The sequence below is a fragment of the Desulfatitalea alkaliphila genome, from assembly GCF_022968795.1.
Classification (GTDB): domain Bacteria; phylum Desulfobacterota; class Desulfobacteria; order Desulfobacterales; family Desulfosarcinaceae; genus Desulfatitalea; species Desulfatitalea alkaliphila.
In genome coordinates, this window is sequence record NZ_JALJRB010000012.1 from 20,160 (window position 1) to 32,900 (window position 12,741).

5 protein-coding genes are annotated in these 12,741 nt (G+C 66.3%); all 5 read left to right on the top strand.

All coding sequences use genetic code 11. The features are described from left to right. The first annotated feature begins 89 nt into the window (after positions 1-89). Complete coding sequence (locus MRX98_RS11800; protein WP_246908141.1) at positions 90-7,421, top strand: beta-ketoacyl synthase N-terminal-like domain-containing protein; 7,332 nt, start codon at positions 90-92, stop codon at positions 7,419-7,421. Then, entirely contained in the window at positions 7,418-8,458 is a 1,041-nt protein-coding gene (locus MRX98_RS11805) for a 3-oxoacyl-ACP synthase III (RefSeq protein WP_246908151.1), read from the top strand. Before MRX98_RS11800 ends, MRX98_RS11805 begins: the two co-directional genes overlap by 4 nt. Before the next feature lie 5 nt (positions 8,459-8,463). Beyond that, a complete protein-coding gene (locus MRX98_RS11810; RefSeq protein WP_246908154.1) occupies positions 8,464-9,393 on the top strand; it encodes an alpha/beta fold hydrolase in 930 nt (309 codons plus the stop codon). A 273-nt stretch (positions 9,394-9,666) separates the two neighbouring features. Then, entirely contained in the window at positions 9,667-11,364 is a 1,698-nt protein-coding gene (locus MRX98_RS11815) for a fatty acid CoA ligase family protein (protein ID WP_246908156.1), read from the top strand. A 275-nt stretch (positions 11,365-11,639) separates the two neighbouring features. After that, the gene (locus MRX98_RS11820) at positions 11,640-12,728 is read left to right on the top strand and encodes an NAD-dependent epimerase/dehydratase family protein (protein ID WP_246908158.1); all 1,089 of its coding nucleotides are present in this window, start codon (positions 11,640-11,642) and stop codon (positions 12,726-12,728) included. Positions 12,729-12,741 lie beyond the last annotated feature (13 nt).

The window sequence follows — 12,741 nt, forward strand, 5'->3', positions numbered from 1 at the left end:
ATTTAAATCCAAACTCGAGTTGCATTAAAGGTCTAAGTCGGATATATGGTCTATTTTTAATCAAATCAATGCAGTAAGTGGGTTTTTGTATGGAAAACAAACCGTTTGTGGCCGTGGTGGGAATGTCCGGGGTTTTTCCGGGTGCGATGGGTGTCGGGCCGTTTTGGGATAACATTAGCGGTAAAGTGGATGCCGTGGCAGAGGTGCCGGCGGCGCGTTGGGGCACGCTGGTGGATTGGGTCTACAGCGACAAGCCGGCGCCGGACCGCACCTATTCCCGCCGGGCCTGCCTGGTGAATACATTTGAATGGGACGGCGGCGGTACGGCGCTGGATCCCGCTTTTTTACAGCGCCTGGAGCCATGGTTCCAGTGGGTGGTTTACGGGGCGCGCGAGGCGCTGGCCGATTGCCGCACGGAAGGCTTGGACCTGGCGCGGGCGGGGGTGATCCTGGCCGCCATCGCGTTGCCCACCGCTGCATCTTCCCTGCTTTCGCGCCAAATCCTTTCCGAACCGCTGTTTGCCGGCATCGGCCGCGCTGCCGCAGACGCTGCTGTACCGTCGGCCGAAACCCGGTTCGCCGCCCGGGTGGTCGCGCGACCGGCGGCCCTGGTGGCCCGGGCGCTGGGGCTGGGTGGCGAGGTGTACACCCTGGATGCGGCCTGCGCTTCCTCCCTTTACGCGGTGCAGTTGGCCTGCACGGCCTTGCAGGCGGGGCGGGCCGACCTGATGATCGCCGGCGGGGTCTCCGGAGCGGACAATCTTTACACCCAGATCGGCTTCAGCCAGTTGCGCGCCCTCTCCCCTTCGGGCCGCTGCGCGCCCTTCGACAAGACGGCGGATGGTCTGGTGGTGGGTGAAGGGGCCGGTGTGGTGGTGCTCAAACGCTTGGACGACGCGGTGCGGGACGGGGATCCCGTTTACGGTGTGATCCGGGGCATCGGCCTGTCCAACGATATGCGGGGCAATTTGCTGGCGCCGGAATCGGACGGCCAGTTGCGGGCCATGCGGGCGGCCTATGCCGCTGCGGGCTGGCGGCCCTGGGATGTGGATTACATCGAATGCCACGGGGCCGGCACACCGGTGGGCGACGCCACGGAGCTGCGCAGCCTGCGCGCCTTGTGGGCCGATGCCCCGGCCGCGGCGGGTCCCTGCGCCCTGGGAGCGGTCAAGTCGATGATCGGCCACCTGCTTACCGGCGCCGGGGCGGCGGGCATGATCAAGGTCCTGCTGGGATTGCACCACCGCACCCTGCCACCTTCTCTGAAGTTTACGGCGCCGGCGGCGGACAGTCCGCTGCGCGACGGACCCTTCCGGGTGCAGACCGAGCCGGTGCCCTGGCCGGAACGGGATGACCGGCCGCCGCGGGCGGCGGTGAGCGCTTTCGGTTTCGGGGGCATCAACGCCCATCTGTTGCTGGAGGGCTGGCCCGCGGTGGCGGCGGACAAGCAGTCTGCGGCGGTGGCCGTGCAGCCGGTCCCGCCGGATGAATCGCCCCGGATGGCCGTCGACGATGAAACCACAGCCGTGGCCATCGTGGGCATGGATCTGCACCTGGGCCGTTTGGATGGCCTGACCGCTTTTGAACAGGCGGTGTTCGGCGGCCGCACGGCCATGATCCCGCCGCCCGAAGGCCGTTGGAAGGCGTCTGAAGCCGTTGACCGCCGGCTGGGCAAACCGTTGGCCGCTGCGGGCTTTGTGCAGGAGGTGGCGGTGAAAATGGGCGCCTTCCGCATACCGCCCGGGGAAATTCCCGACATCCTGCCCCAGCAGTTGCTGATGCTGCAGACGGCGGCCGGCGCCTTGCAGGATGCGGGCTTGCCCCTGCACCAGCACCGGGAATCCATGGGCGCGGTGATCGGCATCGCCTTCGACCAGGAAGCGGGGAATTTTCATTTGCGCTGGGTGCTGCCGGAGCTTCTGCAGCGGTTGCAGGACGGTGAAGGCGGCACGGAAAACGGCGCAGGCATCATCGGTCGACATGACGATCCGGCCCATGCCGACTGGTGGGCGGCCGCCCGGGAAGGGTGCGGGCCGCCCTTGACCGCCACGCGGACCTTGGGCGCCCTGGGCGGCATCGTGGCCAGCCGCATCGCCCGGGAGTTTCGTTTCGGCGCGCCCTCCTTCGTGGTGTCGGCCGAAGCGGCATCGGGATTGCGGGCGGTGGCCATCGCCGCCGATATGCTCCGTTCGGGCCGCGCGGACGCCATGTTGGTGGGGGCGGTGGATCTGACCTGTGACGAACGGAACCTGGCCACGCTTTACGATCGCACCACCCTGAGCACGACGGGGCGGGTGCGACCCTTCGACGCGGCGGCGGACGGTGGGTTGCCCGGCGAGGGCGCTGTGGCCCTGGTGCTCAAACGGTTGTCCGATGCCAGGGCGGACGGCGACCGCATCTATGCGTTAATCCGGGGCGTGGACGGTGCCCACGGCGGCAATGGCGATGCCACCCATCCCACCGTGTCCACCTACGCCCGTTCCCTCCAGGCGGCCCATCGGGCGGCGCAGGTGCCGGTCGAAGCCGTCGGGCTGGTGGAAACCCACGGCAGCGGGATTCCGGCCGAGGATGCCATCGAGGCCGAAGCCCTGCAACAAATGTTCAAATCCGGCGACCGTCCGCCGGAGCGGCGGGTGGCGGTCGGGGCGCTCAAACCCCTGACGGGCCACACCGGTGTGGCCGCCGGGTTGGCCTCCCTGGCCAAGGCGGCCCTGTCCCTGCACCACCGCCTGCTGCCGCCCCTGCCCCACTTTTTCGGACCCCGCCACGAGGGGTGGTCCGCCGATCATTTCCATTTTCCCCGTTCGGCCGCATACTGGGCCGCCGACCGCGACGACGGGCCGCGCACCGCCTGTGTGGGCGCCATGACGGCGGACGGCGGCTGCATGCACGCCATTTTGCAGCAGGCCGACGATGGGCAACCGGCGCGGACCCAAGCTATCCCGCCGGCGTCAGCACCCAGCCGTCCCATGGGCCCCCTGCCCTACGGGCTCTTCCTGCTCCACGGCGCGGAGACCGATGATCTGGCGGCCCGCCTGGATCAACTGGAAGCCATGGTGAACAAGGATACCGCCGTCCCCGCAGACAGCGCGATGGAGCGGCTTGCCCACCAGTGGTTCAGGCGCGATCCCGAACCGCACCGAGGCGGTCGTCATATGGCCCTCCTGGCACACAGCCCCCAAGAGCTGCGACAGCACATCGCCACGGCACGTCGCCTTCTGCAAAACAATGAAGAACGCTTGATGGGCGGCCGGGGCGGCGTGTGCTACCTACCCCGCTTCCAGGCGCAAGGCGACGGGGCCGGCGAAGTGGCTTTCGTCTTTCCGGGGTCGGGCAACCACTATGTGGGCATGGGGCGTCACCTGGGGACCCACTGGCCTGAAGTGTTGCGACAGATGGAGCATCGCACGGAGCAGCTGCGTTCCCAGATGCTGCCCCACCTCTTTGACCCCTGGCGCATCGAATGGGGACCGGGGTGGCAGTCCGAGGCCTACGAAGCCCTGGTGGCCGATCCGTTACACACCATTTTCGGCCAGGTGGTGTTCGGCGGTCAGATGGCCCGCCTGCTGCGCCGGTTCAACCTGCGGCCCGATGCGGTCATCGGCTACAGCCTGGGCGAGTCGGCCGGCCTCTTCGCCCTGGACGCCTGGCCGGACCACGGCCGCATGCTGGCCCGCCTGGCGGATTCCGACCTGTTCCGCACCCAGCTGTGCGGCCCCTGCGAAGCGCTGCGCCGGGCCTGGCGACTGCCGGCCGAACGGCCGATCCAATGGCGGGTGGCGGTGGTCAATCGCCCCGCCGCGCAAGTGGACGCCGCCCTGGCCCATACGCCCCATGTGCGACGCTTGATCGTCAACACACCCGGAGAATGCGTCATCGGCGGTCTGGAAGAGGAAGTTGCCGCCGTGGTGGCGCGGCTCAAATGTGAAGCCCTTTACCTGGACGGCGTGGTCACGGTGCACTGCGACGCGGCGCAACCGGTTGCCGAGGCCTACGCGGCGCTGCACCGCTTCCCGACCACGCCGGTGGCAGGGGTGCGGTTCTACAGCGGCGCGGCCGGGGCCGCCTACCCGGTCTCGGAGGAAGCGTGCGCCGCATCCATCCTGCGCCAGGCGCTGGAAGGCTTCGATTTTCCGCAAACCATCCGCCAGGCCTACGCGGACGGCGTACGGCTGTTCGTGGAGGTGGGTCCTCAAGGCTCCTGCACCCGCATGATCCGCCAAATTCTGGAGGACAAACCCCACCTGGCGGTGGCGGCCAATGCACGGGGCGAGGACGAGTGCCTGCCTCTGCTCAAATGCCTGGGCACCCTGGCCGCCGCGGGACAGCCGGTGGACCTGGCGCCGCTCTTTGGTTACGCGGAAACCTTCTTCGGTCGGCCTGGTCCGTCGGGCGGACAGGTGATCCGGGTGCCGGTGGGCGGACAAGCCCCCGTGCTGCCGCCCCTGCCTTCGGCGGCCCGAGAATCAACGACGGCGGCCGATGCAGCCGCTGAACCGGCGAGGACCGCAACTGCCGGGGCTGATGCCGTGTCCGCATCCGGGCCGCAGGCCGAGCGACCCGCGCCACCACGGCAAACGCCCGAACCACACCCGCAATCCGTGCCGGAATATCCCCATCGTGAAGGGCCGCCGCCCACCCCGCCCTACGGCCGCGCGGACGACCCCGACGTTGCGCAGGATGCCGAAGCCCGGGCGCTGCAGGCCATGATCGACGAACTCAGCGACAATGCGGCCGCCACGGCGCGGGCCCACGAGCAGTTTCTGGACCTGACCCGGGACATGACCCGCCAGATGAGTGAAGCGTTCCAGATGCAACACCAGTTGCTGGAGATGATGGCCGACATGGGATTGGGCCCCCAACCGCCGCGGTTGGACCCCGGGGGGCCACCGCCGCCTGCCGACCTGCCCGATCCCTATGTCACCGCGTCGCAGACGGCTGCGGCACCTTCGCCCGGCACGCCGGCCGGCCCGGCAGTTGCGCCGCAGGCGCCCGCCTTCACCCGCGAACAGTGCATGGCCTTCGCCGTGGGCGCGGTGGGAGAGGTGCTGGGCCCCGATTTCGCCGTCATCGACACTTACAAAGCCCGTGTGCGGCTGCCGGACGAACCGCTGATGCTGGTGGACCGCATCCTGCGGGTGGAAGGCGAAAAACGCAGCCTGGGCAGCGGCCGGGTGGTCACCGAGCACGATGTGCGCCCCGGCGCCTGGTACCTGGACGGCGACCGCGCGCCGGTGTGCATCTCGGTGGAGGCGGGCCAGGCGGACCTGTTCCTGTGCAGCTACCTGGGCATCGATCACCAGGTCAAAGGCGAACGCACCTACCGCCTGCTGGACGCCACCATCCGCTTTCATCGCGGCCTGCCCCGGCCGGGGGAAACCATCCGCTACGACATCCAGATCGACAAATTCGTGCGCCAGGGGGAAACCTATCTATTCTTCTTCCGTTACGAGGGACGCATCGGGGATCGCCCGTTGATCACCATGACCGACGGTTGTGCCGGGTTCTTCACCGAGCAAGAGGTGATCCAATCGGGCGGCATCCTGCTCTCCGCCGAGGATCGCGCGCCCGGGGCCCGGGTCGACGGCGCGCCGTTCACCCCCCTGGTGCCCCTGGCCGACACCACCTGCGACGATGATCAGGTGGAGGCCTTGCGCCGGGGCGATGCCGGCGCCTGCTTCGGTCCGGCTTTTGCCGGCGTCCGTCTGCCGCACGCCCTGCGCCTGCCCGGCGGGCGCATGCGCCTGATCCATCGCATCGTACAACTGCAACCCGGCGGCGGACGGTTCGGCAAGGGCTATGTCAAGGCCGAAGCCGACATCCACCCCGACGACTGGTTTCTCACCTGCCACTTCGTGGACGACCAGGTGATGCCCGGCACCTTGATGTACGAATGTTGCGCCCATGCCCTGCGGGTGCTGCTGCTGCGCCTGGGCTGGGTCACCGACCGCGCGGACACGGCCTACGAGCCGGTGCCCGGCCTGCCATGCCGCCTCAAGTGCCGCGGCCCGGTGACGCCCCGCACGCGCAAGGTGCACTACGCGGTGGAAATCAAGGAGATCGGCTACCGCCCCGAGCCCTACGTGGTGGCCGATGCCCACATGTACGCCGACGACCGCTACATCGTTTTCTTCAAGGACATGTCCATGCAGCTCACCGGCCTGGACGAGCCAACCATCGCCGACTTCTGGCATCGCCTGCACGGCGCTGCCGTGGACACGGGGCGATCCGCCGCCGTGCCGTCTTCGGAACGCCCGGCGGATGCGGCGCCGGTATCGACAACGCCCCTGTTCGGCCATGACCGGATCCTGGCCTTCGCCGTGGGCAACCCTTCCGAAGCCTTCGGCGAACCGTACCGGGTGTTCGACCGGCAGCGCACCATCGCCCGCCTGCCCGGTCCGCCCTACTGCTTCCTGGACCGCATCAGCGCCATCGAACCGCCGCCCTGGGAACTCAAGGCCGACGGTTGGGTGGAGGCCGCCTACGACGTGCCGGCCGACGCCTGGTACTTCGCCGCCGACCGCAGCGGCGTGATGCCCTTTGCCGTCTTGCTGGAGATCGCCCTGCAGCCCTGCGGCTGGCTGGCGGCCTATGCCGGCTCGGCCCTGCGCAGCGAAAAGGATCTCAAGTTCCGCAACCTGGGCGGCCAGGCCACGCTGCACCACAACATCCCGCCGGCCGACCGCACCCTGATCATGCGCACCCGCATAACCAAGGTGTCCGAAGCGGCCGACATGATCATCGAACATTTCGATTTCCAGGTGCTCTCCGATGATCGCCGGCCCATTTACACCGGCAGCACCTACTTCGGCTTTTTCACCGCCCGGGCACTGCAAGATCAGAAGGGCATGCGCACCGCCGTTTATGAACCAGCGGCGCCGCCGGCGGCCGATGCCGTCGTCGATCACCCCCTGCCCGTCGCCCCGCCCCGGAATCCGGACCAGGTGCCCGAGGCCACCGTCTTTTCCGCCGACGGCCTGCAAATGCCGGCCAAGGCCCTGGCCATGATCGACGTCATCGACCGGCTCGACCCTGCCGGTGGCCCCCAAGGCCTGGGCTATGTGCGCGGTCACAAGCGGGTCGATCCCGATGAGTGGTTTTTCAAGGCCCACTTTTACCAGGATCCGGTCTGCCCCGGCTCCCTGGGTATCGAATCCTTCATCCAATTGTTGAAGTTTTATGCGATACACCGTTGGCCCGACAAAATATCCAGCCACCGGTTCGAAATGGTCACCAGGCAGCCGCACCAGTGGGAATACCGCGGCCAGGTGATCCCCACCAACCGCAAGGTGACCGTGGAGGCCATGATCACCGGGGTCGACGACGGGGATGCCCCCTCCTTGACCGCCGACGGTTGGCTGCATGTGGACGGCTTGTGCATTTACAAGATGACGGGATTCCGACTGAGGTTGCAACGATGATCTACAACGATGTCACCATTGCCGGCTTGGGCTACGAACTGCCCCCCAACGTGATCACGTCGGACGATCTGGAGCAGCGCCTGGCGCCGGTATACGAAAAACTGCGCATCCAACCCGGCCAACTGGAAGCCTTGACCGGCATCGCCGAGCGGCGGTTCTGGGACCCGGGCTTTCGCCTCTCCCACGGCGCGGTGGCGGCGGGACGCAAGGCCCTGGCGGCGGCCCGGATCGCACCCCATGAGATCGGGCTGCTGATCTATGGCGGGGTGTGCCGCGAAAACCTGGAGCCGGCCACGGCCTGCGCGGTGGCCGACGGCCTGGGCATCGGTCCCCGGGCCCAAATATACGATGTGTCCAACGCCTGCCTGGGGGTGCTCAACGGCATGGTGCAGGTGGCCAATGCCATCGCCCTGGGGCAGATCAAGGCCGGGCTGGTGGTTTCCTGCGAATCGGCCCGCGCCATCGTGGAAGCCACCGTGCAGCGGCTGCTGGACAATCCCAGCATGGCGGTCTTCAGCGAGGCCCTGGCCACCCTCACCGGCGGATCGGGCGCCGTGGCGGTGGTGCTGTGCCACGCCTCCCTGGCTGCCGACGGCCACCGTCTGCTGGGCGGGGTGGCGCGCAACGCCACGCAACACCACCGGCTGTGCACCTGGGGTCCGGACGCCGGCTTTTCCTGTGGCGGCGACCACATGATGCGCACCGATGCGGTGGGGGTGCTCAAGCACGGGGTGGCCCTGGGCATCGAAACCTTCGAGGCTTTCCGCCGCGAGCTCTCCCTGAGCGCCGATCAGCCGGACAAGGTGGTGTGCCACCAGGTGGGATCGGCCCATCAGAAAACCATTTTGAACGCCTTCGGCATCGATCCGGCCCGCGATTTCGTCACCTACCGCTATCTGGGCAATATCGGCACCGTTTCCCTGCCCATCACGGCGGCCATCGCCGCCGAGCGGCAATTTTTGCAGCCAGGGGATCTGGTGGGCCTGCTGGGCATCGGCAGCGGGTTGAATTGCCTGATGCTGGCGGTGCAGTGGTGACGGCCATGGATCAATCCATCGACATGCGGCCCTTCGCCCATCTGTACCCCTTTCGTTCCCATTACCTGCCGCTGCGCGGGGGGCTGCGCTACCACTACCTGGACGAAGGCGCGGGCAGCCCCATGGTGATGGTGCACGGCAACCCCACCTGGTCCTTCTTCTTTCGCCGCCTGGTGACGGCCTTTCGCGACGAGTTCCGGGTGATCGTGCCCGACCACATGGGGTGCGGATTGTCGGACAAGCCGGATGCCAAGCGCTACGGCTTCCGCCTGACGGACCGGGTGGCCGACCTGACGGCCCTGCTGGACCATCTGGCGCCCCAAGGCCCCGTCACCCTGGTGGTGCACGACTGGGGCGGCATGATCGGACTGGCCTGGGCCCTGGACCACCTGGACCAGGTGGAACGTCTGGTGATCATGAACACCGCCGGTTTCTTTCCACCCGGCCGCAAAGCCATTCCCCAACGGCTGCGCCTGCTGCGCACCCCCAATCCACTGATGGACCGCCTGGTGCTGCACGCCAACCTGTTCGCCAGGGCCGCCCTGTACATGGCCCCTCGCCGACGCCTGGCCCCCGATGTCAAGGCGGGACTGATCGCACCCTACAACTGCCCCCGCCACCGGTTGGCAACTTTGAAATTCGTGCAGGACATTCCCCTAGGCCCAAGAGATCCCAGCGGCGCCATCGTGCAGCGGGTTTCCGACAATCTGGCGCGCATCGGCGACCGCCCCGTGCAACTGATCTGGGGCGCCCACGATTTCGTGTTCGATCGGTCCTATTACGAAGAGTGGCGGCGGCGGTTGCCGCTGGCGGAGGCGCATTGGATTTTTGAGGCGGGACATTATTTGATGGAGGATGTGCCGGAGGTTGTTGTTGGGATGATGCGGAATTTTGTTAGTGAAAATAGAGTTTTAAGTTTAAAGTTTAAAGTTTAAAGCAAGGAATGCTGTCGATTGTAAGGGGGGTGTGGGTGGACGAGGTGATGTGTGTTTCCAAGGGGTTGTGATAATCGGTATCGAAATCGGTAATGTCGATGGCCTTCTGCTGCGCTACACGATCGAGTACCCCCGTAGGGGCACGGCATGCCGTGCCCCTACGGGTTGGTTGCGTGATCACAATCCTTTCCACTTGATTCCTGCAAGCGATTGCCCTGGGAGTTTGGCTTCGTGTCTTGTATCGGGTGGCTTGGGGGTGGTATTAGGGCGGGCATGCATACTTATTTTGAAATTGAACCTGATGTGACGACGCCGGTGGCCGAGACGACGGTCAATGTGGCGTTACGCCTCAAGGAGATGGCCCGGCGGCAGCCTTACCGTCGGGCCGTTGTGTTTCCGGCGGCCCGGGATGCCAATGGGCGGGTGGCATACAGCCATCTCACCTTCCGGCAATTGGACCGGGAGTCGGACTGTTTCGCGCGGGGTTTGGCCTCGGTGGGGATCGGGCGCGGCACGCGGACGATTTTGATGGTGCGGCCCAGCCTGGAACTGTTCGCCCTGACCTATGCCATGCTCAAGGTGGGGGCGGTGTTCGTCATGGTGGATCCGGGCATGGGGGTGCGCCGCATGCTGGCCTGTTTGCGCGAGAGCCGCGCCCAGGCCATGATCGGGGTGTCGGCGGCCCACGCCCTGCGCACCCTTGCGCCGCGCTATTTCAAAGGGGTCAAGACAGCCGTCACCATTGGCCGCCGCTGGTTCTGGCGCGGTCCGACCCTCAAGGAGATCCGTCCCCTGCCCTGGCAGCCGTTTCCCGTGGCCGACACCGACCCCGACGAGATGGCCGCCATTCTCTTCACCACCGGCAGCACGGGCGCGGCCAAGGGGGCCGTTTACACCCACGGCACCTTCGATGCCCAGGTGCGGCTGATCCGGGACCGGTTCGACATTACGCCCGACGACATCGATCTGCCCACCTTTCCGTTGTTCAGCCTGTTCGACGCCGCCCTGGGCATGACCGCGGTCATCCCCGACATGGACCCCACACGGCCCGCCGACGTGGATCCGCGCAAAGTGGTCGAGGCGGTGGTCAACCAGGGAGTCACCAACATGTTCGCCTCGCCGGCCCTGCTCAACACGGTGGGGCGCTTCGGAGAGGAGAACGGCATCAAGCTGCCGTCCCTCAAGCGGGTTATCAGCGCCGGCGCCCCGGCGGCGCCGGCCAACATCGCCCGCTTCGCCGGCATGCTGGACGAAGGCGCGGAAATCCACACCGGTTACGGCGCCACAGAGGCCATGCCGGTCTCTTCCTTCGGCAGCAAGGAGATCCTTGGCGAGACCGCGGCCCGCACGGCCCAGGGCTTCGGCATCTGCGTGGGTCGCCCGATCCAGGAGCTGGACGTGCGCATCATCCGCATCAGCGACGAACCGATCCAGGAGTGGTCCGACGACCTGGAGGTGGCCGAGGACGGCGAGATCGGTGAAATCGTGGTGCGCGGCGCCATCGTCACCCGGCGCTATTTTCAACGGCCGCGGCAGGACGCCCTGTCCAAGATCCGGCAAGGAGAGGACATCTGGCATCGCATGGGGGATCTGGGATGGATGGACCGCAAGGGGCGCATCTGGTTCTGCGGCCGCAAGAGCCACCGGGTGATCACCCCCCACGGCACCCTCTTCACCATCCCCTGCGAAGCGATTTTCAACAACCACCCGGCGGTCTTTCGCAGCGCCCTGGTGGGCCTGGGCCAACCGCCCCGGCAACGGCCAGTGATCTGCATCGAGCTCGAGCCGGATCACCGCAAGGATGATCCGGAAAAATTGCACCGCGAGCTGATGGCCCTCGGCGCCGGGCATGTGCTCACCGAGAAGATCGAAACATTGCTGTTCCACCCCGCCTTCCCCGTGGATATTCGCCACAATTCGAAAATATTTCGGGAGAAGTTGGCGGAATGGGCTGAGAGGAAGGTTGGTTAAAATTATTGGGGCCCTTGCGGGCAGTGTTAAGTTTTGGCCCTGGCGGGCAGTTTTAAGTTTTAAGTGTTAAGTTTTAAGTTAATGTATTCTATCGATTTTATTTTTTTTTAAGGGATTAAGAGGAGATTGGGTTGAGCGGTTGATTGGGTCCAAATCGGGATCGGGATCGGGATCGTCTTTGATTTTATCAATTTTTTCGATTTCGATTTCGATGGGTGGAGAAGGTGTTGTGGGGTTTGGTGTGATTTGGTTGGGTTGATTGGATGGAGCGGGTGATGGGTATGAGTGGTGGTGGTGGTGGGGATGGTCGGCGGGTTTTGTTGGTTACGGGGGGTGGCGGGTTTTTGGGGGGCGCCATCGTTCGGTTGTTGGTGTCGCGTGGGGAGCGGGTGCGCAGTTTTTCGCGGGGATTGTATCCGGAGCTGGAAGCGCTGGGCGTGGAGCAGGTTCAGGGGGATCTGGCCGACGGCGTGGCGGTGCGGCAGGCTTGCAATGGGGTGGCGGCGGTTTTCCATGTGGCGGCCAAGGCGGGGGTCTGGGGCCCCTACGAGGACTATCACCGGGCCAACGTGGTGGGCACCGAGAATGTGATCGCCGCCTGCCGGGCGTGCGAAGTGGGACGATTGATATACACCAGCTCGCCCAGCGTGGTGTTCGATGGCCGGGACATGGCGGGCGTGGACGAATCGGCACCCTACCCCAAACGGTTTGCAACCCATTACCAAAGCACCAAGGCGCGGGCCGAGCAGGCGGTGGTTGCGGCGGCGCGCGCGGGACTGCCGGCCGTGGCCCTGCGGCCCCATCTGATATGGGGGCCGGGGGACAATCATCTGGTGCCCCGCATTCTGGCCCGCGCCAAGCGGCTGCGGCAGATCGGGAACGGCAGCAACAAGGTGGACACCATCTATATCGACAATGCGGCCTACGCCCACGTGCTGGCGGAGGAGCGTCTGCGGGAGAACCCCGAACTGTCCGGCCGCATCTATTTCATCAGCCAGGACGCGCCCATCGCCTTGTGGGAGATGGTCAACCGCATCATCATGGCAGGTGGCGGGCCGCCGGTGGAAAAGCGGGTCTCGCCCTTCGTCGCCCGGACGGTGGCCGGGCTGCTGGAGGCGGCCTACAAGATGCTGGGCATCGGTTCGGAGCCGCCCATGACCCGCTTCGTGGTCAACGAAATGGCCACCGCCCACTGGTTCGACATCCAAGCGGCCAAGCGGGATTTGGGCTATGTGCCCATGGTGGACACCGAGGAGGGGTTGCGGCGTCTGGCGGCCCACCTGCAACCCAAGGGCAGCACAGGCAGCGTCCACGGCGGGCAGCAACAAGGCGACCCACGACCGGCGGCGGTCGGCGCAAAATAGCGATAGCTGCCGA